This is a genomic window from Duganella sp. sic0402, assembly GCF_019219065.1.
GTDB lineage: Bacteria > Pseudomonadota > Gammaproteobacteria > Burkholderiales > Burkholderiaceae_D > Rugamonas.
Window position 1 is genome coordinate 278,503 of record NZ_JAHUWK010000003.1, and the last position, 21,228, is coordinate 299,730.

Annotated in this window: 24 protein-coding genes; 12 read left to right on the forward strand and 12 right to left on the reverse strand. The window is 62.5% G+C overall.

Translation table 11 applies throughout. From position 1 onward, the window contains the following. Positions 1 to 77: 77 nt before the first annotated feature. On the reverse strand, positions 78 to 1,322 hold the full coding sequence (locus tag KW842_RS10330) for an MFS transporter (RefSeq protein WP_218303998.1): 1,245 nt from the start codon (positions 1,320 to 1,322) through the stop codon (positions 78 to 80). Positions 1,323 to 1,419: 97 nt separating this feature from the next. Here KW842_RS10330 and KW842_RS10335 point away from each other — a divergent pair, with 97 nt between their 5' ends. Further along, positions 1,420 to 2,319: a LysR substrate-binding domain-containing protein gene (locus tag KW842_RS10335; RefSeq protein WP_218303999.1), complete on the forward strand. Its 900-nt coding sequence runs from the start codon at positions 1,420 to 1,422 to the stop codon at positions 2,317 to 2,319. Here KW842_RS10335 and KW842_RS10340 read toward each other — a convergent pair. From KW842_RS10340 to KW842_RS10355, 4 genes are read right to left on the reverse strand one after another with little or no spacing between them, the layout of a single operon-like run. Further along, complete coding sequence (locus tag KW842_RS10340; protein WP_218304000.1) at positions 2,316 to 3,188, reverse strand: hypothetical protein; 873 nt, start codon at positions 3,186 to 3,188, stop codon at positions 2,316 to 2,318. The genes KW842_RS10335 and KW842_RS10340 overlap by 4 nt on opposite strands. Positions 3,189 to 3,202: 14 nt before the next feature. Further along, on the reverse strand, positions 3,203 to 3,973 hold the full coding sequence (locus KW842_RS10345) for a hypothetical protein (protein WP_218304001.1): 771 nt from the start codon (positions 3,971 to 3,973) through the stop codon (positions 3,203 to 3,205). A gap of 2 nt (positions 3,974 to 3,975) precedes the next feature. Continuing rightward, on the reverse strand, positions 3,976 to 4,476 hold the full coding sequence (locus tag KW842_RS10350; RefSeq protein WP_218304002.1) for a hypothetical protein: 501 nt from the start codon (positions 4,474 to 4,476) through the stop codon (positions 3,976 to 3,978). Positions 4,477 to 4,501: 25 nt separating this feature from the next. Then, positions 4,502 to 4,795, reverse strand: a complete 294-nt coding sequence (locus KW842_RS10355) for a DnaJ domain-containing protein (protein WP_090189773.1) — start codon at positions 4,793 to 4,795, stop codon at positions 4,502 to 4,504. Positions 4,796 to 4,919: 124 nt separating this feature from the next. Between KW842_RS10355 and KW842_RS10360 the strand changes: the two genes are divergently transcribed. The 4 genes from KW842_RS10360 (at position 4,920) to KW842_RS10375 (ending at position 9,503) form a co-directional block, all read left to right on the forward strand. Then, positions 4,920 to 6,686 carry a glutamine--tRNA ligase/YqeY domain fusion protein gene (locus KW842_RS10360; RefSeq protein ID WP_218304003.1) on the forward strand — a complete coding sequence of 589 codons (1,767 nt, stop codon included), beginning with the start codon at positions 4,920 to 4,922 and terminating at the stop codon, positions 6,684 to 6,686. 212 nt (positions 6,687 to 6,898) lie between these two features. Next, a complete protein-coding gene (locus KW842_RS10365; RefSeq protein WP_218304004.1) occupies positions 6,899 to 8,626 on the forward strand; it encodes a CHASE domain-containing protein in 1,728 nt (575 codons plus the stop codon). 89 nt (positions 8,627 to 8,715) lie between these two features. Continuing rightward, the gene (locus KW842_RS10370) at positions 8,716 to 9,222 is read left to right on the forward strand and encodes a glycine-rich domain-containing protein-like (RefSeq protein WP_307729813.1); all 507 of its coding nucleotides are present in this window, start codon (positions 8,716 to 8,718) and stop codon (positions 9,220 to 9,222) included. 74 nt (positions 9,223 to 9,296) lie between these two features. Further along, positions 9,297 to 9,503, forward strand: a complete 207-nt coding sequence (locus tag KW842_RS10375) for a hypothetical protein (RefSeq protein WP_218304005.1) — start codon at positions 9,297 to 9,299, stop codon at positions 9,501 to 9,503. Positions 9,504 to 9,576: 73 nt separating this feature from the next. Here KW842_RS10375 and KW842_RS10380 read toward each other — a convergent pair whose 3' ends face one another. From KW842_RS10380 to KW842_RS10390, 3 genes are all read right to left on the reverse strand, one after another. After that, the gene (locus tag KW842_RS10380; protein ID WP_218304006.1) at positions 9,577 to 9,819 is read right to left on the reverse strand and encodes a hypothetical protein; all 243 of its coding nucleotides are present in this window, start codon (positions 9,817 to 9,819) and stop codon (positions 9,577 to 9,579) included. Between the two features lie 269 nt (positions 9,820 to 10,088). Then, complete coding sequence (locus tag KW842_RS10385) at positions 10,089 to 10,340, reverse strand: hypothetical protein (RefSeq protein WP_218304007.1); 252 nt, start codon at positions 10,338 to 10,340, stop codon at positions 10,089 to 10,091. 81 nt (positions 10,341 to 10,421) lie between these two features. Beyond that, entirely contained in the window at positions 10,422 to 11,315 is an 894-nt protein-coding gene (locus KW842_RS10390; protein ID WP_218304008.1) for an SDR family oxidoreductase, read from the reverse strand. A gap of 12 nt (positions 11,316 to 11,327) precedes the next feature. On the opposite strand from KW842_RS10390, the gene KW842_RS10395 reads away from it, so the two are divergent. From KW842_RS10395 to KW842_RS10405, 3 genes are all read left to right on the forward strand, one after another. Beyond that, positions 11,328 to 12,353 (forward strand): CDP-6-deoxy-delta-3,4-glucoseen reductase, encoded by a 1,026-nt coding sequence (locus KW842_RS10395; RefSeq protein WP_218304009.1) that lies wholly within the window; start codon positions 11,328 to 11,330, stop codon positions 12,351 to 12,353. 63 nt (positions 12,354 to 12,416) lie between these two features. Beyond that, positions 12,417 to 13,655 carry an MFS transporter gene (locus KW842_RS10400; RefSeq protein ID WP_218304010.1) on the forward strand — a complete coding sequence of 413 codons (1,239 nt, stop codon included), beginning with the start codon at positions 12,417 to 12,419 and terminating at the stop codon, positions 13,653 to 13,655. 2 nt (positions 13,656 to 13,657) lie between these two features. Next, the gene (locus KW842_RS10405) at positions 13,658 to 14,305 is read left to right on the forward strand and encodes a DUF1345 domain-containing protein (RefSeq protein WP_218304011.1); all 648 of its coding nucleotides are present in this window, start codon (positions 13,658 to 13,660) and stop codon (positions 14,303 to 14,305) included. Here KW842_RS10405 and KW842_RS10410 read toward each other — a convergent pair. Beyond that, positions 14,295 to 14,924 (reverse strand): LysE family translocator, encoded by a 630-nt coding sequence (locus tag KW842_RS10410; protein WP_218304012.1) that lies wholly within the window; start codon positions 14,922 to 14,924, stop codon positions 14,295 to 14,297. The genes KW842_RS10405 and KW842_RS10410 overlap by 11 nt on opposite strands. A 118-nt stretch (positions 14,925 to 15,042) precedes the next feature. On the opposite strand from KW842_RS10410, the gene KW842_RS10415 reads away from it, so the two are divergent. Then, positions 15,043 to 15,417: an HPF/RaiA family ribosome-associated protein gene (locus KW842_RS10415; RefSeq protein WP_218304013.1), complete on the forward strand. Its 375-nt coding sequence runs from the start codon at positions 15,043 to 15,045 to the stop codon at positions 15,415 to 15,417. Between the two features lie 20 nt (positions 15,418 to 15,437). On the opposite strand, the gene KW842_RS10420 is transcribed toward KW842_RS10415, so the two are convergent. Beyond that, on the reverse strand, positions 15,438 to 16,217 hold the full coding sequence (locus KW842_RS10420; RefSeq protein WP_218304014.1) for a helical backbone metal receptor: 780 nt from the start codon (positions 16,215 to 16,217) through the stop codon (positions 15,438 to 15,440). A 107-nt stretch (positions 16,218 to 16,324) separates the two neighbouring features. Here KW842_RS10420 and KW842_RS10425 point away from each other — a divergent pair, with 107 nt between their 5' ends. Beyond that, entirely contained in the window at positions 16,325 to 17,293 is a 969-nt protein-coding gene (locus KW842_RS10425) for a GGDEF domain-containing protein (RefSeq protein ID WP_218304015.1), read from the forward strand. On the opposite strand, the gene KW842_RS10430 is transcribed toward KW842_RS10425, so the two are convergent. Continuing rightward, on the reverse strand, positions 17,290 to 17,829 hold the full coding sequence (locus KW842_RS10430) for a DUF5610 domain-containing protein (protein WP_373925163.1): 540 nt from the start codon (positions 17,827 to 17,829) through the stop codon (positions 17,290 to 17,292). The two genes, KW842_RS10425 and KW842_RS10430, sit on opposite strands and share 4 nt — an antisense overlap. A 116-nt stretch (positions 17,830 to 17,945) precedes the next feature. Here KW842_RS10430 and sbcB point away from each other — a divergent pair, with 116 nt between their 5' ends. Continuing rightward, positions 17,946 to 19,388, forward strand: coding sequence for an exodeoxyribonuclease I (gene sbcB, locus KW842_RS10435; RefSeq protein ID WP_218304017.1), 1,443 nt, complete (start codon positions 17,946 to 17,948; stop codon positions 19,386 to 19,388). A 9-nt stretch (positions 19,389 to 19,397) separates the two neighbouring features. Here the strand turns inward: sbcB and pyrF are convergent, their stop codons facing one another. Next, positions 19,398 to 20,216: an orotidine-5'-phosphate decarboxylase gene (gene pyrF / locus KW842_RS10440; protein ID WP_218304018.1), complete on the reverse strand. Its 819-nt coding sequence runs from the start codon at positions 20,214 to 20,216 to the stop codon at positions 19,398 to 19,400. Between the two features lie 94 nt (positions 20,217 to 20,310). Here pyrF and KW842_RS10445 point away from each other — a divergent pair, with 94 nt between their 5' ends. Continuing rightward, positions 20,311 to 21,072: an SDR family NAD(P)-dependent oxidoreductase gene (locus tag KW842_RS10445; protein ID WP_218304019.1), complete on the forward strand. Its 762-nt coding sequence runs from the start codon at positions 20,311 to 20,313 to the stop codon at positions 21,070 to 21,072. Positions 21,073 to 21,228 lie beyond the last annotated feature (156 nt).

Here is a 21,228-nt window from a genome sequence, read left to right on the forward strand (position 1 = left end):
GCCCGTGCGGATGAGACAGCAAGCGTTGCAAGCAGTTTCAGCGATCAGCGGTGGCGCTGACTCAGATCAAACGCGCGTCAGTTTTCAGCTTGGCCGAGCGGCGCCAGCCGGCGCAGCCTCAGCGCGACCAGCAGCGCCAGCCCCAGCGCGCAGGCCAGCACCGCCACCACGCCTGGCCAGCCGGAGTGTCCCCACATGACGCCGGTGGCCGAACCGATTACGCTGGAGCCCAGGTAGTAGAAGAACAGGTACAGCGCCGAGGCCAGCGCCTTGTTGCTGATCGCACGCCGCCCTACCCAGCTGCTGGCCACTGAGTGCGTAGCGAAGAAGCCATAGGTGAATACGGCCACGCCCAGCAGGATCAGCGGCAGCCAGTCCGACAAAGTCAGCAGCAGGCCACTGAGCATAATCAGCGCCATCACCCACAGCACATGCCGGCGGCCATAGCGGTCGGCCAGCCGTCCCGCCCACACCGAGCTGTAGATCCCCAGCAGGTAGAAGAACGACACCGCACCCACCACACTCTGGCTCAGGCTGAACGGACCGCCCAGCAAACGGTAGGCAATGTAGTTGTACAGGCTGACAAACGCGCCCATCAGCAGGAAGGCCAGCGCAAACAGCCACGGCAAGCCACGGTCCGACAGGTGCAGCCGGAACCCGGCCGGCAGCGCGCGCCAGCCGCCGTTGGCCGGCTTGAAATGACGCGAGGCAGGCAGGCTGCGCCAGAACTCCAGCGCCGCCGCGATACCCGCCACGCCCACCATCGCCAGCGCGATCCGCCACGAGAAATGGTCGCTTAGCACCGAAGTGATCACTCGCCCCGCCATGCCGCCAAAGGCGCTACCGCTGATGTACAAGCCCATCGACAGACCCAGCGACGCCGGTTCGATCTCCTCGCCCAGATACGCCATGGCGATGGCAGGCATGCCGCCCAGCACCACGCCCAGCATGGCACGCATCGCCAGCAGTTGCGGATAGTTGTGCGCGAAAGCGCACAGCAAGGTCATGATGGCAGCCACCGCCATCGCCGCCACCATCAGCGGCTTGCGCCCGAGACGTTCCGAAATGGCACTTGATGCCAGCAGCGAGACCGCCAGCGCGCCGGTGGAAATCGACAGCACCATGCTGCTCTGCGCCGCCGTCAGCGCAAATTCATGCGACAGCAGCGGCATCAGCGGCTGCACGCAGTACAGCAAGGCAAAGGTGGCGAAGCCGCCAAAAAACATGGCGCGGTTGCTGCGTTTGAATTCGGGACTGCCGAGGGCGATGCGTGGGCCGGGCGTTGCCGGAATGGCGCTGGCCGAGGTGGCGCTGAGTGACATGGTGCGGTTCCTGCGAGCTACGATGAGTTCATCTTAGGGTTGCCACATTAATCCGTCCAATATATATTTAAACCCTCAGTAATACTTTAAAACGATAATGGAACTACGCCACCTGCGCTACTTCGTTGCGGTTGCCGAGGAGTTAAGCTTTACCCGTGCCGCCGAGCGGCTGCACATCGGCCAGCCGCCGCTAAGCCATCAAATTCAGATGCTGGAAGCGGAAGTGGGCGCGCAACTGCTGGAACGCAGCAAGCGCTGGGTGCGCCTGACCGAGGCCGGCAAACTGTTCCTGGAGGACGCGCGCCGCGTGCTGGCCCTGTCCGAACAGGCGATGCTGACGGCGCGCCGTGCCGAGCGCGGCGAGGCGGGCGAGATCAAGGTCGGCTTCACCTTCTCCACCCCGCTGACGCCGCTGTTTGCGGCGGTGATCAACCGCTACCGCCAGCGTTATCCGGGCGTGCAGCTGACGCTGAAGGAAATGTCCACCGTCGGCCAGATCGAGGCGCTGGCGGCGCGCGAACTTGATCTCGGCCTGGTGCGGCCGCCGGAACTGAATTTGCCGGAATCGGTGGCGCTGACAATCTTGCGGCGCGATCCGCTGGTGATGGTGCTGCCGGTCGGCCATCCACTGGCCGCCAAGCAGCGCATCGCCGTCAGCGACCTCAAGGGTGAACCACTGGTGATGTATCCGGAAAGCGCCGGCACCGGGATTCACCCGCAGATCAACCGGCTGTGCCGCGAAGCAGGCTTCAAGCCGACCATCGCCATGGAGGCGGGAGAAGCGTCGACCATCATCGGCCTGGTGGCGGCGGGCTGCGGCGTGTCGGTGCTGCCAAGCTCCTTCAACATCATCCGCATGAACGAGGTGTGTTACCGGCCGATGGCGGACGCAGAAGCAACCACGGCGCTGTATCTGGCGAAAAGAAAAGATGCCATATCGCCGCTGGTGGCCGCCTTCGTCGCGGTGGCGACGGAGGCGGCTGCGGCGCTGGCTTAGGAGTAGTCCGCGTCCAGCTCGGAGCCGGCGTAGTTTTCCAGTTCCGCGAACAGCGTTTTCATCGCGGTGCGGCCCTTGATGTTTTGCAGCACGGTGCAGGTCTGGCGATAGCTGTCGATGCGCTCCAGCAGCACCGGATGGTGCTGCACCGGCACCTTGGCCACCAGCTCGGCCCAGCCGGCCTCATAGTCGGGCTTGTTCTTGCGCACCGCCTTGACGAAACGCTCAAACTCTTTCTGGCCGGTGCGCGCGACGATCATGCCGCCGCCCTCCACCGCAAAAATCACTGCCAGCGCAATCACGCCTTCCGCATTCAGGTCGGCATCGCTGACCGGCCCCTCGGTATTGTGGCGGCGCAGCCAGCCGGCCAGCCGCACCACCGCCTGCACTTCCTTGCGCTGCTTGAACTGAATGGCGTAACGCTCGCTGCCATTCCAGTTCTGGTTCGGATCGGTCTGGCAGATGTCGATGAACTTCTCGCGCAGACGGCGTGCCGCGTACACCGGGTCGGTGTCGTACTCGCCGACCAGCGCGTCCTCCGGCAAGGCCGCCAGGTCCTTGATCATGCGGAAGCCAATCTGGAAGGCATGCTCGGCGCCCTCGTCGATCAGCAGGTCCAGCGCGGCCAGGTCATCATTGCCCGGCAGCGCCTGCTCCAGCCCCAGCGACACGCAGCCTGCGGTCAGCTGCAAGGCCTTCTGGATGCCGTCGGCGGTGCGGTCGTTGGTGAACTTCTCGGCCACCATGGCGGTGATGCCGGTCAGCTCGTCGGCCAGCGTGTAGGCGGCGTCATCGTCCGGGTGCTTGGCCAGCTGCTGGATCGCGCGGGTCAGGCGCGGCAGGGTTTCTACTACGAGTGCAGGCAGCATCTGGTCGCCACCCATCACGAGAAGATGTTGGTGCCGACCGAGCGGCGCGAAGTCTTCGCGGCGCGCGTGGATGGCACTTGCTTGCGCAGGCGGTACAGCAGTTCCTTGGTCGAGCGCTGCAGCATGGTCGGCTCTTCGTCAGGATCGTCGTTGTACTCGGCGTCAGCCAGATCGGCGCTGTGGCGGAACTCCGGGAACAGCTCGAACAGCGCGCGGTCCCAGCCGTCTTCCGACGCCTGCGCCAGCGCGATCGCCACCGGCACGATATCGCTGTCGGACGCGGTCTGGCCGGTCAGGTAGGGGCCTTTCGAAATCACTTCGCCAGCCACTTCCAGGATTTCCTTCGGTGCCAGCGAGAACAGGATGGCGAAGATGGTGGCGCCATGATCGGTGGCCGATGCGGCCGCCAGCAGTTCATTGCGGCGCTCGTCGTCGTCGTTGGCAAAGGCCACGCCGTGGATGTGGGCGAACAGCGACTCGGCGATGCGCTCGGGATCGTCCTCGATCTGGTCATCCGGCCAGGTGGCGGCGATGAAGGCCAGGCTGTCGGCCCAGGCTTTCGGCGGCACCAGCAGCGTCGCCAGCGACATCTTGCCGCCGTCGAAACCGGCCATGTGCAGCGCGGTCACTTGCGGCGGAATGTTGTTCAGCACTTCCACCACCGCCAGGTCGCCGAACTGGTCGGCCGCTTCGGCGAAGGCTTGCTCGGCGTGGCTCAGCGAGCCGGCCAGCACCAGCTCGGTCACTTGCTTGCTCAGGGCTGGCAGATTAGATTTTTCGGACATGCTTAGTCTCCATCCTGGTCGAACATTTGCGCGAAGTCGTCGCTGGCCGTGTCGTCGTCTTCCACATCGTCGCCATCGTCGTTGCGCGACAGCTGGTCCAGCGACTGGTCGTCGTCGTCCCACTTGCGCGGATTTTTATGCAGGAAGGCGGTGATGATGGCCTGGCGCGCCAGGTCCGGCATGCTCTCGCCAATCGCTGCATACATCCTGGCCGCTTCCTCGCCCTTGCAGGATGCCATGGCGAACACCCGCGACGCGTCGCCGAACTCGTAGTCCTCGGCTTCGGCCAGCAGGCCTTTCGGATCGCTGAATTCGAGGTGATCGACCAGCGCGAAGGCCAGCATGTTCACGTCTTCGATGCCGCCGCCCTGGGCGTACTCGCCCACCAGCGCATCGACCATGCGCTGGTAGTTCTTGCGGTCCGGCGGATCGCCCAGGATGCCTTCGATCTGGCCTTCCAGCTCGCGCGATTGATAGGCGAACTCAGGGTGTACTTTTCTCATTGCTTGCTTTCTTCTAAATCAGGTATTACGCCGCCGGCAGCGTGGTGCCGTGCAGGGCGAACAGCGAACGCCACAGCTGATAGGCCTCGGCCTCGGCGTCGATGATGATGCGGTGGTTCAGGCTCTGGTTGTACTCTTCACGCTTGGCCGGATCGGACAGGATCTCGTAAGCCTTGGTGACCGCCTTGAAGCGCGCATCCGCGCCGGGTTCGGGATTGCGGTCCGGGTGGAAGCGCATGGCCAGCGAGCGGTAAACTTTTTTTATCTCGTCTTCGCTGGCGTTCGGCGCGATACCCAGTGTATTGTAATAATTTTCCATTTTGGAAACTCCGGGCCGTGGTGCTGACACAAATTAATCGACCATTATACCGCGCCGCCATATCCCTACCGGCAATACGGTAAAATGCATTTATATAGAACTTTCTAGCATAGTCACCTTTCAGATGAGCAACGACAAAAACAACCCAGCGCCAGCCCTACCTTCCAATTTCCTGCGCGCCATCGTCGAACACGACCTGGCGGCCGGCACGCATCAGCGCGATGGCATGCCCAGCGTGATCACCCGCTTCCCGCCTGAGCCGAACGGCTATCTGCACGTCGGCCACGCCAAATCGATCTGCCTGAACTTCGGCCTGGCGCGCGACTACCAGGGCCGCTGCAATCTGCGCTTCGACGACACCAACCCGGCCAAGGAAGAGCAGGAATATGTCGACACCATCATCGACAGCGTCAAATGGCTGGGCTTCGACTACGACTATCCGCAAGCCGGCGGCGGCGTCGAACACCATCTGCATTATGCGTCCGATTACTTCGACCAGCTGTACGCGATGGCCGAATGGCTGATCGAACAGGGCCACGCCTACGTCGACAGCCAGTCGGCTGACGATATGGCGGCCAACCGCGGCAATTTCAACACGCCGGGCACCAACTCGCCGTTCCGCAACCGCCCTGCCGCCGAATCGCTGCAACTGTTCCGCGACATGAAAGCCGGCAAATTCGCCGACGGCGAGCACATTCTGCGCGCCAAGGTCAGCGAAGACGCGATGGCGTCGCCGAACATGAATCTGCGCGACCCGGCCATCTACCGCATCCGCCATGCCCACCATGTGCGCACCGGCGACGCCTGGTGCATCTATCCGATGTACGACTACACGCACCCGATTTCGGACGCGCTGGAAAACATCACCCATTCGATCTGCACGCTGGAGTTCCAGGACCACCGCCCGTTCTATGACTGGCTGCTGGCCACCCTGTCGCAAGGCGGCTTCTTCACGCTGCCGGTACCGCGCCAGTATGAATTCTCGCGCCTCAACCTGACCTATGTGGTGACTTCCAAGCGCAAGCTGCGCCAGCTGGTCGAAGAGAAGATTGTCGATGGCTGGGACGACCCGCGCATGCCAACCATCGTCGGCCTGCGCCGCCGCGGCTACACGCCGGAGGCGATCCAGCTGTTCTGCGAGCGCATCGGTGTCACCAAGGCCGACGGCTGGATCGACATGAGCACGCTGGAAGGCTGCGTGCGCGAAGACCTGGACCCGAAAGCGCCGCGCGCCACCGCCGTGCTGCGTCCGCTGAAACTGATCGTCGACAACTATCCTGAAGGCCAGACCGAAGCATGCACCTCGCCGGTCCACCCGCACCATCCGGAAATGGGCGTACGTAGCTTCCCGTTCTCGCGCGAGCTGTGGATCGAGGAAGAAGACTTCATGGAAAACCCGGTCAAAGGCTATTTCCGCTACACCCCACCGGTCGGCGACCAGCCAGGCAGCCGCGTGCGCCTGCGCCACGGCTTCGTCACCGAATGCGTCGGCTACGACAAGGATGAAAACGGCAAGGTCATCGCGGTGCACGTGAAGTACTTTGAAGACTCCAAATCCGGCACGCCAGGTTCGGACAACTACAAGGTCAAGGGCAATATCCACTGGGTATCGGCCAGCGCAGCAGTCGAAGCCGAAGTGCGCCTGTACGACCGCCTGTTCACCGAGGCACAGCCGGATGCCGGCGGCAAGGACTTCATCTCGCTGCTGAACCCGAACGCCAAGGAAGTGATCACCGCCTACCTGGAACCAGGCATGCACGCTGCCCAGGCCGACCAGCGCTACCAGTTCGAGCGCCACGGCTACTTCGTCGCCGACCGCGTCGATTCGCAGCCTGGCAAGCCGGTGTTCAACCGCATCGTCACGCTGAAAGACAGCTGGACCGCCAAGTAATCCAGCTATGTCCTGAACAAAAACGGCGCCTGCGGGCGCCGTTTTTGTTGTTTCACAATATTGCTTGACTTGGCGATCTGTTATTTTCTATAGTCAAAAAATTATTCTTAATTTATCCCTGACTTTTTCCTCCTAAAGGGCAAACAGTGGTCGCATTCCCGGCGAACAAACAGCTGTTTTCCCCATCCCGCCCGGTGTGGTGGGCAGGAATAATGCTGTCGCTGGGCATCGGTGCGCTGTTTTTCCTGGCGGCCTTCCGCAGCGTCGAATACGATGCTGGCGAACGCTTTTTGCACCAGGCGCAGAACGCGCAGTACAACATCAATTCACGCATCAACGCCTACACCGACGTGCTGCGCGCCACCGCCAGCTTTTTCCACGCCGCCGAGCGCGTCGACCGCGCCGGCTTTCACCGCTATGTAGACGGACTGGACATCCGGCAGCACTTCCCGGCGCTGGACAATATCAACTACGCCCACTACGTATCCGATATGGACCGCGAGGCGTTCCAGAACAGTATGCGCAACCGCGCCGACACTCTGCTGGGCTATCAGGAGCGCTTGCAGATCACGCCGCCGGCGCGGCGCCCGCACTACTGGGTGCTGACCATGATCGAGCCGCTGGCGCCATTCCGTGAAAAGATCGGCCGCGACATCGCCTATCGTCCGCCGGTGGCGCAGGCGCTGGCGGACGGCCGCGACAGCGGCGCACTGAGCGCCTCCGGTTTGCCGATCGACAGCGCCCACCAGCCGCTCGGCGCCGGCTTGGCGCTGCGCCTGCCGATCTACCGCAATGGCGCGCCGCTGACCACGGTGGCGCAGCGCCGCGCCGCCTATATCGGCTCGGTCGGCATCGGCTTCAGCGTGCCGCGCATGGTGCAGGCGGCGCTGGAGCAGATGCAGGTGCGCGACGCCCGGCTGGTGCTCAGCGATTACGGCGACAGCCGCTCGCCGCCGCTGGCCGCGCCGGCGCAGCTGTTCGACAGCCGGCCGGCCAGCCCGGCGCTGCATCCCAGCGAGCAGTTCAGCGTGGTGCTGCCCATCGATTTTCACCAGCGCCGCTGGAGCGCCCACTTCAGCGCCCCCAAATCGAGCTGGCACAGCCGCTTCGACCTGTGGCTGCCATGGCTGGCGATGGCTTGCGGCTTCACCGGCGCGCTCTTGTTCTACCTGCTGTTCCACACACTGTCGTCGTCGCGCATGCAGGCGCTGACCATGGCCAAGGAGATGACGCGCGAGCTGCGCACCAGCCAGGCGCGGCTGCAACAGTCGCACCACAAGCTGCGCCGGCTCGCGGCGCACGCGGACCAGATCAAGGAACAGGAACGCAAGCGCATCGCGCGCGAAATCCACGACGACCTGGGCCAGAACCTGCTGGTGCTGCGCATCGATGTCGATCTGCTGACCACCCGCACCCGCCACCGCCATCCGCGCCTGCACGCGCGCGCGCAACACATGCTGGGCCAGATTGACGGCGCCATCAAGAGCGTGCGCCACATCATCAACGACCTGCGCCCCACCGTGCTGGACCTGGGCCTGAACGCGGCAGTCGAATGGCAGATCGCACAGTTCCGCGCGCGCTCCGGCATGGTGTGCGAACTGATCGACCACGACACCGACATCCGCATCGACGACCACGGCGCTACCGCCATCTTCCGCATCTTGCAGGAATCGCTGAGCAATATTCTGCAGCACGCGCACGCCAGCCTGGTGCGGGTGGAGCTGCGCCAGGCGCACGCCATGCTGAGCATGACCATCAGCGACAACGGCGTCGGCCTGCGCGACGCCCACCGCAACAAGACCGGCTCCTTCGGCCTGGTCGGCATTGAGGAGCGCATCCACCTGCTGGGCGGCAGCTGCGCCATCACCAGCATGCCAGGCGGCGGCACCACGGTATCCATTACCGTGCCGGTCCATGATTTCACGCGTAATGTTGATTAACATCAAGCAACAGTTGTCTCCTTTGGGCAAAATCAAATCGCGGTAGTAGTGTTCTCAACCCGCCTCAACACACCACAAAGGAAAATCTGATGAATGCCCAAGAAATGCACGCCATCGCTTCCCTGGACCTGGAACCGATCAAAGTCAAACTGATGCACGAGGAGTCCGGCGAAGGCTGGACGCTGGAACGCGCCAACGCGGTCGAGTTCGAGTATCGCCGCTTCCTCTACCTGATGAAGAAATTCCCTCAGGAACAAACGGCGCCGCTGGTCGATGTCGACACCTTCTGGCATTACCACATCCTCGACACGCTGAAATACGCGGCCGATTGCGAGGCCGTGTTCGGCCACTTCCTGCACCACTTCCCGTATATCGGCCTGCGCGGCGAGGATGACGAGGCGGCGCACCTGCGGGTCGGATTGCGCATGAAGCAGCTGTATGAGGAAACCTTCGGCGAAGACTATGCGCGCGCCACGGCCCCGGCGGATTTTGCGCACTCCGGTGTGGCGGCGCAGTTTGCGCATTCCGGCGTGGTCGGCGCGCAAGCGGGCTTCTACCAGGCGCGGCCACGCCTGGCAGCGGCGCTGGCGGTCTGACGCCGCAAGAAAATCCGCCAACCTGCTCAAAAAAGTGGCATACTCGGCGTATCCAAAGATCATGGGAGTATGTCATGGCCATTAACTCTGTCGCTGCAAGCAACAGCACCGCCATTCAGCAAACAGGCCCCGCCCGCCAGCCTGAGCAGGTAAGACAGGTGGACCGCCCCGCCGAGCGCATCGAATCAGCACCACCGCCTCCGCCCCCGCAAGCGGCGGTCGCGCCGACCGTGAATACCAGCGGCCAGCGCATAGGCCAGCGCATCAGCACCTCAGCCTGATACCGGCCCGGCAAAAAAACAAACGGCGCGTTACCGCAAGGTACGCGCCGTTTTGCTGTGCAGCTATCCGATCTCAGGACGCCATCATTTCGCGCAGTTCGCGTATGCTGAAATCGCTGATCTCGTGCATGCGGATCAGGATGGTGGCGCCGATCGGCAGCGTGTTGTGGCGGATTTTGGAGATGACCGGCGGGGCCACTTCCAGCGCGCGCGACAGCGCTGCATCGTTTTTCAGTTGCAGTTTCTCGATGATGGCATCCAGCACGCGGTTCGGATTGTAGTTAGGCGATGCAGTGATTTCTTTCAGAGCAGACATAGTGTTTTCAGTAGGTTCGCTGTCACTCATGCAACATTTGCAAAAAAGCGACACATGGGTAAGAAAAATTTTTAGCTCAATTACCATTGAAGCACTACAAAACACGATCATTTATGCCGCGTTTTAGTGCTTAACCGAGATAATACACGCTTCCGTTACAAAACGGCTAACTCACCGGCTCGTTTTGTGATATTTAGTGAGATTCTAACCGCAAATTGTGTGGTAGAGACGATCTTTGTTGTAAAAATAAGTATCAAAGTATGTAAAGATCAGCCTGGACGGCCCAGGCCAGCAACCAGGAAACACCACTCGACAGCCAGCAAGGCGCTCAATTGCGCGATCGTGCCTGGGAGGAATAAGGTAGAGGAGGAAGACTGCGGCGCCTGCTCTGGCGTGCAGTGCCAGCCTAGCTGGCGGCGGATCTCTTCGGGGACAGGCGGCGGGCAGTGGCAGAATTCGCGCTGGCGCTGTCGCATGTAGGCACGGACTTGCTCTTTGGTCGGCTGCACTGTGGCTAGCATGCAAGCTCCTTCGTGAAGATGGTCAACAATACCATAACATCGGATGACTTGCCAGATAGGCATCAAACAAGCCAACTTGCTTTACATATCTTTACAAGCGTCCTTCAAGGTATCCGCCACCGTCGGGTAGCGCAGACGCGCGCCCAGTTCGCGCTTGATGCGCCCATTGCTCAGCCGGCGCGACTCCGACATGAAGGACAGCAGCGCCGGCGTCACCACCTGCTGCAATTCCGCGCGCGGCAAACGCGGCGGGCGCGGCAGCTGGAAAGCATCGGCGACGGCATCGAAATAGTGCGCCATCTTCATGTCGCTGTCATCCACCGCGTGGTAGACACGGTGCGGCAGCGCACGATACAGCGCGCGCACGATCAGCGCCGCCAGGTCGTCCGCGTGGATATGGTTGGTGTACACATCGTCCGCCTCGATCAGCGCAGGCGTGCCCTGCTGCAAGCGCTTCAGCGGCAGCCGGTCGCCTGCATAGATACCAGGCACGCGCAGGATGGCCAATGTTGCGTTGGCGCGACGCGCCCAGCGCCGCAGCGTGCGTTCCGCATCGACCCGGCGCAGCGCGCGGGCATTGCGCGGCGCCACCGGCCGGCTTTCATCAAACAGCGCCCCGCCGCAATCGCCATACACGCCGGTGGTGCTGACATAAACCACACGCCCGCGCTCAGGTAAAATGGCGGTCAAATTGCGGGTGCGGCTGTCCAGCACGCCTTCTCCAGGCGGCGGCGCCAGATGCACTAGCGCTGACGCCAGCCCGGCCAGGCGGCGCAAGCTGGCCGGCTGGTCCAGGTCGGCCAGCAGCGGCACGGCGCCGGCGGCGCGCAACTCGGCGCAGCGCGCCGGCTGGCTGGTGGTGGCAAACACGCGGAAATACGGCGTCAGCAATGGCAGCAGCCGCATGCCGACATCGCCGCAGCCGACAATCAGCAGACGTGGCCGCCTGAACTTGTGTATATGTAGTGTTTTCATCTGAAAGATTGTATGACGTTTCAAATAACTGTACAGCCCAGCGGCCATCAATTCAGCTGCGAGGATGACGAAACCGTCCTGGCGGCGGCGATGCGTGCCGGTATCGGCCTGCCCTATGGCTGTAAAAATGGCGCCTGCAGCTCGTGCAAAGGCAAGGTGCTGCAAGGCGAAGTGAAACACAAGCCGCACCAGGAGCGCGCACTGCCGGCCGACGAAGCGGCGCGTGGCGTTTCGCTGTTCTGCTGCGCCATCCCGCAGGGCGACCTGGTGATCGAAGCGCGCGAAGTGGGCGGCAGCGACGATTACCCGATCCGCAAAATGCCGTCGCGCGTAGCCACCATGGAACGCCTCGCCTCGGACGTGGTGGTCATGACGCTGCAACTGCCTGCCAATGAAACGCTGAAATTCCGCGCCGGCCAATACATCGAATTCATGCTCAAGGACGGCAAGCGCCGCAGCTACTCGCTGGCCTCGCCGCCGGACCCGGCGCAGCCGCTGGCGCTGCACATCCGCCACCTGCCGGGCGGCCTGTTCACCGACCAGGTGTTCAGCACCATGAAGGAACGCGACATCCTGCGCTTTGAAGGCCCGATGGGCACTTTCTTCGTGCGCGAAGACAGCGACAAGCCGATGCTGCTGCTGGCCACCGGCACCGGCTTCGCGCCGATCAAGGCGATTGTCGAACACCTGCGCGCGCAAGGTTCTTCGCGCCAGATGATCTTGTACTGGGGCGGCCGCCGCCCGCAGGACATCTATATGGACGCGCTGTGCCGCGACTGGGAAAAGCAGATGCCGAACTTCAAGTATGTGCCGGTACTATCCAACCGGCAGCCGGAGGATCATTGGGTTGGCCGCACCGGCTATGTGCACCATGCGGCGATGGCCGACCTGCCGGACCTGTCCGGCTATCAGGTGTACGCCTGCGGCGCGCCGATCATGGTGGAGTCGGCCAAGACCGACCTGGTCGCCCAATGCAGCTTGCCAGAGGAAGAATTCTACGCCGACGCCTTCACCAGCGAAGCCGATCTCAACCAATAACCGCATCCAACCGCCAGGGCCTTCGGGATGCAGAGTCCCAGGGCTCTGCTCCCGAAAGCCTCAATGTCAGACAGTCACTCAAACAACGGTTTCAGCGTCCTGCGCCACCGTAACTTCGCGCTTTATCTGTCCGCCCGCACCCTGGCCACGCTGGCCGTGCAAATGCAAAACGTCGCCATCGGCTGGCAAGTCTATTCGATGACGCACAATCTGTTCGACCTGGGCTTGATCGGCCTGGCGCAGTTCCTGCCCTTCCTGGCCTTGATCCTGATCGCGGGCCACGCCGCCGACCGCTACGACCGCCGCAACCTGGTCGCCCTGGCGCTGTTCGCGCAGATGCTGTGCGGCCTGATGCTACTGCTGTTCGCTTATACCGGCCTGTCGGCCGTGTGGCCGATCTTTGCGGTGCTGGTGCTGTACGGTAGCGCACGCGCCTTCATGGGCCCGGCCACGCAAGCCATCCTGGTCAATCTGGTGCCGCAGCAAGATTTCAGCAAGGCGGTGGCCTTGAGTTCCTCCTCGTTCCACGTCGCGGTGATCGTCGGCCCGTCGCTGGGCGGCCTGTTCTACCTGGCCGGACCGAAAACGGTGTATATGATTTCCTCGGTACTGCTGGTGCTGGCGGTGATCATGATGTGCCTGGTGAAGTCGGTCAAGCAGGCCAGCGCCAGCGGACCGGCGTCGTGGCATACGGTGCTGGAAGGCTTGCGTTTCGTGTGGAACAAGAAAATCGTGCTTGGTGCGATTTCGCTCGACCTGTTCGCGGTGCTGTTCGGCGGCGCCACCGCGCTGCTGCCGGCGCTGGCGCACGACGTGCTGCACATCGGCCCGAACGGCCTGGGCGCGCTGCGCACCATGCCCGGCGCCGGCGCGGCCTTGTGTTCGATCGCGCTGGCCTTCTTCCCGATCACGCGCCGCGTCGGCGCGTGGATGCTGGGCGGCGTGGCGCTGTTCGGCCTCGGCACCATCGTGCTGGGTTCGACCACCAGCTTTGTGGTGGCGCTGGTGGTGCTGTTCCTGATGGGCGCCGGCGACATGATCAGCGTGTATGTGCGCCACCTGCTGGTGCAGTACGAAACGCCCGACGAAATCCGCGGCCGCGTCAGCGCGGTCAACTCGGTGTTCATTGGCGCATCCAACGAGCTGGGCGAATTTGAATCCGGCATCACCGCCGGCTGGCTGGGGCTGACGCGCGCCATCCTGTTCGGCGGCGCCGCCACGCTGGGCGTGGTCGGCGCGTGGACGGTGCTGTTCCCGGCGCTGTCGCGCATGGACCGCTTCCCTCACGACGACAAGAAATAAGCATGCGCCTGCCCTCCCTCATCCACAGCCGCCCTCACCTGAGCCTGGCCACCGTGCTGGCGCTGGCGGTGCTGCCCTGGCTGCCCGGCGGCTGGCCATGGCTGACACGCCTGCTGGCCTGCTGGGACATTCTGGTATGGACCTATCTGCTGACGATGGCGTGGATGATGATCCAGGCCGACCACCACGACATCAAGCGCGCCGCCTGCCGGCAGGATGAAAAAGGTCCGGTAATCCTGGCGCTGCTGTCGCTGGCGGTGCTGCTCAGCCTGGCCGCCATCGTCTCGCAACTGAGCGCCACCAAGGACGCCGGCGACCTGCTACAGCGCTACGCACTCAGCGTGCTGACACTGATCGGCTCCTGGTTTATGGTCGGGATCATGTTCTGCTCGCACTATGCTCATCTGTACTATATGGCAGACGACGGCGACAAGCCGCTGGGCTTTCCGGACAGCGCCTTGCAGCCCAACTACTGGGATTTCCTGTATTTCTCGTTCACCATCTGCGTCGCGGTACAAACCTCCGATGTGACAGTGCGCACGCGCAGCCTGCGCAAAGTGGTGCTGAGCCAGTCAGTACTATGCTTTTTCTACAACCTGGCCATCCTCGGCCTGTCGATCAACATCGCCGCCTCACTGCTTAACGGCTAAGCAGCATCCGCACGCCGGCGGCGCCAAAGGCTGCCGCCAGGATGCCATCGAACCAGCGGCGCGAGCGGGCGTGTATGCGCCGCGCCGACTGCGTCGAGAACAGCAGCGCGTAAGCGCAGAATATCAGCGCACCTATCATCAGGCAGCCGGCGAGTATCGGCAGCGCATCCGCGCGCTGCGCGTCGTTCGACAAGGCCAGCGTGATGATCGACAGCCAGACAAAAATTGCCTTCGGATTGGTAAGATGCATGGCCGCGCCACGGCCATACAAGCGCCACAGCGAACTATCGCCACCGCCGCCGTCCAGGTCCGCCGCATCGTGCTTGCGCAACGCCGACCGCAGCGATTTGAACGATAGCCATAGCAGGTACAGGCCGCCCAGCACTTTCATCACCACCAGCACATACGAGTAGCGCGTCATCAGGGTCGATAATCCCAGCGTGGCCAGCATCCCCCATATGGCCGAGCCGCTGATGACGCCCAAGGCAAACACCAGCGCGGCACGCCGGCCGGCGCGCATGGCGGTGGCCATGACGGCCAGATTGCTGGGGCCGGGACTGGCAACGCCGATGGCATAGGCCGTGTAAGCCAGCGCCATATTGGCAGTGATCAACGACATGTACTACCTCCTTTAAAACACCTCAACATCAAGTTTCCACACGTCAGTGAAGCAATTAACACCCGCTTAAGCTTGCAAGGAGTAAGATGGTCACGCGACAAACAACAAGGAGCACACTATGCAAATCCAAGTGAATACCGACAAAACCATCGCCAACCATGCTGGCCTGGACGATCATGTGCAATCTGTCGTGAGCAATGCGCTCCACCGCTTCGGCGAACAAATTACCCGCGTCGAAGTGCATCTCAGCGATAACCTGGGCCAAAAATCGGCCGATGGCGACAATCGCTGCCTGATGGAAGCACGTCTTACCGGCCTGCAACCGATCGCCGTCAGCGACCATGCTGCCACACTGCACCAGGCCATCAGCGGCGCCACCGACAAACTCAAGCGCGCAGTGGATAGCGCGGTCGGCAAACTGCATGATAGCAAGCGCCACGCCGAAGGCGTCGCGGCCACCTCGGCCGCAGTCGTAGCCAGCCAGGAAGACTAGTCCCGGCCTGCGGGAGCGGCCTAGCGTTGCGCCAGCTCCCGCAAGTAGCGCAAGCCTTGCAGTGCACGGCTGCCATACCACGACATCATTTCCCCATCCACCAGCAGCACCGGCTTGCCGATCTGGCGTTCCAGCACATCCGCATGCGCTTCGGTGAAGCGGTACGGCTCGCTCGACAGCAGCACCCCGTCGATATTGTCGATCAGCTCGCGCGACCAGCGGAATTCCGGATAGCGCGACTCGCCCAGATCCGGCACGCTCCAGCCAATTTCCTCCAGCATGCGGGCGATATAGGTGTCGCGCGAAATACTCATCCACGGATCTTGCCACACGCAGTACAACATGGTTTGCTGCGGCCCTTTGGGCGCGGCCCGCAGCAGCGCGTATTCGGCCTCAAAGGCAGCGCACCAGTCGGCGGCCTGCTGTTCGCGGCAGAACACGCCGCCCATCAGCCGCGCCAGCGCGACATTATCGTGAGGCCGTAGCGGATGCGTAACGATCAGATTGGGCACAAATTCCGCCAGCGCATCGGCCACCGGCTTTTCGTTTTCATCGATGTTCAGCACCACATGGCTGGGCGCCAGCTGGCGGATCTTTTGCAGATTCACATCCTTGGTGCCGCCCACTTTGGGAATATCCCGCACCACCTCCCACGGATGGATGCAAAAGCCGGTACGTCCCACCACTTGCGCCGCCAGGCCCAGATCGCACAGCAATTCGGTAATCGACGGCACCAGCGAGACAATCCGCGCCTGCGGATCGGGTTGATGCTCAACGCCCAGCGCGTCGGTGTAAGCCATGTTGTATCCAGTTCAGTGAAGATGCCGTTATTGAAACACGCCTCTAACGATTTCGGCTATGATAATTCAAGAACGATTGATTGCCTTTTGGCACCTGTGAGACATCCTTGAAACAGATCAGTACATTCGGCTCATCGAGCTATCGGATCAGCGATTTACAGCTGCTGCGCAACGCCGACGACGACGCCGCCATCGCCAGACTGCTGGCCAATTGCCCCATCATGCTGCTGGAAGCCGGCGGCGCCGTTACCGAGTCCAACCGCGCGCGGCTGTACATCCTGCTGCGCGGTGCGCTGTCGGTGGCCACTGATACGCGTACCGGCATGGCCGACGGCACGGTCAGCAAAATCCTGCCCGGCGAAAGCGTGGGCGAGCAGTCAGTGCTGGACGAGGAAGCCAATCTATCCAGCATCACCGCGCTGGAAGACAGCGAAGTGCTGGTGATCGAGGCCGATCTGGTGTGGCAATTGATCGATGAATCGAATGTGCTGGCGCGCAATCTGCTGCGGCTGCTGTCGTTCCGCATCCGCGCCGCCAATGCGCAGTTGCGCCGACGCCAGAAGCTGGGCGAATTCTACCGCCAGCTGTCGATGATCGACGGCCTGACTGGTTTGTACAACCGCGCCTGGCTGAACGACCTGCTGCCGACCATGGTGGCCACCGCGCACGGCTCGGCCGCGCCGCTGGCGCTGATCATGATCGACCTGGACCACTTCAAGCAATTCAACGACAGCCACGGCCACCTGGCCGGCGACGAGGCGCTGCGTTCGGCGGCGCAAGTGCTGAGCGGCGCGCTGCGGCCAACCGATTTCGCGGTACGCTACGGTGGTGAGGAAATGATGGTGCTGCTGCCGGACACCAGCGACAAGGTGGCGGCCTCGGTGGCCGAGCGGCTGTGCGAGCGGATGCGCCAGGCCAAGGTGTTTGGCGACATGCGCCAGCCGCTGCCGCATATCACGGCCTCGTTTGGTGTGTCGGTGCTGCGTCCGCAGCAAAACGAGCACGACCTGATCGCCGCCGCCGATGCAGCGCTGTACCGTGCCAAGGAAGCCGGCCGCAACCAGGTGGCGGCTTAAGCCGCTGATGCCTTTGCCTGGCTAGTGGCCTGCGGGCTGGCCGCATCCTTGATGCGCGCCTGCTGCGCGGCGACGAAATCGTCAAAGCCCTTCTGCACCAGCGTATAGGTCTGGTCGATATTGCTGGCGATGTCGCCGTTCAGCACCTTCAGCCCGTCCAGCACATCGCGCGCTTCCTTGAAGCCTTTTTCGACGCCGCCCTTGATGGTGTCCATGAACTTGTTCAGCAGCTCGCCCTCGTCCTCGCCCGGATGCTGCTGCTTGTAGGCTTCGAAAAAGGCGGTCGACAAGGATACAATGCGGCCGGCGGTGCCTTCCGGGGTATTATCCTGCGACACGGCATTCTGGATGGCGTTATCGCCGAAATCGTCCTTGAGCGCTTCATTGATGCCGGTCAGCGCGGTTTTCAGCACCACCGACAGCGGGTCATTCGAGGAATTGATGGACACGGTCAGCGAAGCTTGTACGATAGAAGCGTTGAGTTCAGCCTTGGCCTTGGCGGTCACCGATACCGGCCGCTCATCCCTGGATTGCACTGGTGTTGCAGCGTTAGCATTATTACCTGAAGTAACTGATACCGGAGTAGCCATGATGTTGCTCCTCATTGAACACGCTAGAATTATCGGCAGCTTTTTAAATTTCTGTAGCACTTATGACTAATCAGACCTTTCTCTGGCACGACTACGAAACTTTTGGCGCGGTTCCGCGCCGCGATCGCCCGGCGCAATTCGCCGCGATCCGCACCGACGCCGACCTCAACGAAATCGGCGATCCGATCATGCTGTATTGCAAGCCAGCCAATGATTTCCTGCCCGATCCCCAATCCTGCCTGATCACCGGCATCACCCCGCAGCAATGCCTGGAATGGGGCGTGCCGGAGCACCAGTTTGCCGCCACCATCGAACAGGCGTTCGCCCAGCCGGGCACCGTCGGCGTCGGCTACAACACCATCCGCTTCGACGATGAAATCACCCGCTTCATGTTCTGGCGCAACCTGATCGACCCGTATGCGCGCGAATGGCAAAACGGCTGCGGCCGCTGGGACCTGTTGGACGTGGTGCGCATGACCTACGCGCTGCGGCCGGAAGGCATCAACTGGCCGACCAAAGAAGACGGCAAGCCCAGCTTCAAGCTGGAAGACCTGGCCAAGGCCAACGGCCTGCTGCACGAATCCGCGCACGATGCGCTGTCCGACGTGCGCGCCACCATCGCGCTGGCGCGGCTGATCAAGCAGCAGCAGCCGAAACTGTTCGACTTCTGCTTCGCGCTGCACAAGAAAGACCGCGTGGCGGATGAAATCGGCATGCACCTGGCGCTCAATCTGCGCCAGCCCTTCCTGCATGTGTCGGGCATGTTCCCGGCCGAGCGCGGCTGCATCGCGCTGGTTTACCCGCTGGGTACGCATCCGACCAACAAAAACGAAGTCATCGTCTGGGATTGCAGCTATGACCCGAGCGAACTGTACACGCTGGACGCGGACACCATCCGCACCCGCATCTTCACCCGCAGCGACGCGCTGCCGGAAGGCATGACGCGCCTGCCGGTAAAAAGCATCCATCTCAACAAATCGCCGATGCTGGTATCCAATCTGAAGACCCTGTCGCCGGCCATGCAGGCCAAATGGGGCATCGACCTGGAGCAAGGCAAGGCGCATGCGGCAATCGCGGCGGCCGGGCGCGACCTCACGGCGGTCTGGGAAGCAGTCTTTTACCGCCCGGCCGGCCAGCCGCTGGACGTGGACGAAGACCTGTACAACGGCTTCATCAGCAAAGACGACCGCCGCCTGCTGGACACGCTGCGCCGCGAATCGCCGGCGCGGCTGGCGGTAGCGTCGCCGGCGTTTGGCGATGGCCGCCTGGCCGAGCTGCTGTTACGCTACCGCGCCCGCAACTTCCCGGAAACGCTGTCTGAAACCGAAATGGAACACTGGGAACAGCACCGCGCCACGCGCTTCTACGAAGGCGCCGGCGGCGCACGCACCATCGACGACTACTTCGCCAAAATCGACGAGCTGCAGCAATCCGCCGACGAGCGCAGCGAACAAATCCTCGGCGACCTCTACGAATACGCCGAACTGGTCGCCCCCGCCAACTGACCCCGGATTTTAGCGGTATTGGTTGATCGCGTTGCGGGTTTCTTCGGCGACGCGGCGGGCAGCGCTGGCGAAGTCTTCGCCGGGCTGCTGCGCTGCGTACAGGATGGCGCGCGAGGAGTTGATCATCATGCCGGCGCCATTCGCGGTGCGGCCCGATTTGACCGTGGCCGCAATATCACCGCCCTGCGCGCCGATGCCCGGCACCAGCAGCGGCATGTCGCCGACAATCGCGCGCACCTGCGCCAGTTCTTCAGGGAAGGTCGCACCCACCACCAGCGCGCATTGGCCGTTGCTGTTCCACTTTTCCGCCACCAGCCGTGCCACGTGCTGGTACAGCGGCTTGCCGCCGACGTCCAGGAATTGCAGGTCGGAGCCGCCCGCGTTCGAGGTGCGGCACAGGATGATCACGCCGCGGTCGCTCCACTCCATATACGGTGCCACCGAATCCGAGCCCATGTAGGGATTGACGGTGACCGCGTCGGCGCCATAGCGGTCGTAGGCTTCGCGTGCATACTGGCGCGCGGTGGCGCCGATGTCGCCGCGCTTGGCATCCAGGATCAGCGGAATGTGCGGATAATTCTCGCGCACATAGGCGCAAATCTGCTCCAGCTGGTCTTCCGCGCTCAATGCGGCAAAATAGGCGATCTGCGGCTTGAACGAGCACGCCAGGTCGGCGGTCGCGTCGATGATTTCGCGGCAGAAGTGGTAAATACCTTGCGGGTCGTTGTGGAACTGGGCCGGCAGCTTGGCCAGGTCCGGGTCCAGGCCGACGCACAGCAGGGAGTCGTTGGCCGTCCACGCGGCGGATAATTTGTTAATAAAAGTCACGACGGCTCCCTCTCAAAAATTGCAAACCCTCTATTGTAACCCGCCCATGGAGGGCTGTTAAAATTTGGGATCTCCACCCAGAAAGCTCATTCCCATGAAATTATCGAATAAAGTCGCTATCGTGACCGGCGCCACCCAGGGCATCGGCCTGGCCTGCGCCCAGCGCATGATTGCCGAAGGCGCCAAGGTCATGCTGGTGGACATCAAGCCGGAAGGCGCCGACGCGGCCGCCGCACTGGGCGAACAAGCCCGCTTCTTTGCCGCCGACGTCTCCCAAAAGGCAGATGTCGATGCAATGGTGGCCGCCACCCTGGCCGCTTTCGGCCGCATCGACATCCTGATCAACAACGCCGGCGTCACCCACGCCGCCAATTTCCTGGACGTGTGCGAGCAAGACTTCGACCGCGTCATGCGCATCAACCTGAAGTCGATGTTCCTGTGCGGCCAGGCGGTGGCGCGGGTAATGGTCAAGCAGCAAAGCGGCGCGATCATCAATATGTCCAGCGTCAACGCGGAACTGGCGATTCCCAACCAGGTGCCCTACGTGGTGTCGAAAGGCGCGATCAACCAGCTGACCAAGGTGATGTCGCTGAATCTGGTCGAGCACGGCATCCGCGTCAACGGCATCGGACCGGGCACCATCCTGACCGAGCTGGCCAAGCAGGCGGTGATGTCCAGCCCGGAATCGCGCCACACCATTCTGTCGCGCACGCCGATGGGCCGCTGCGGCGAGCCGGAGGAAGTGGCTTCGATCGCCGCCTTCCTGGCCAGCGACGACGCCAGCTATATGACCGGCCAGACCCTGTACGTGGACGGCGGCCGCCTGGCACTGAACTACACCGTCCCGGTCAAATGACAGAGATATGCTTCAGCCTGATGTCTGGTATCTGAAAGAACAATTAGACACATATCTGGCAACGCAGCATAATTACACCTGTCTCCACTATTCTCCTCCAAGAAAATAGTTTTAAGCCCGCTAACGTAAGCGGGCTTTTTTTTTATTCCTTGTCAT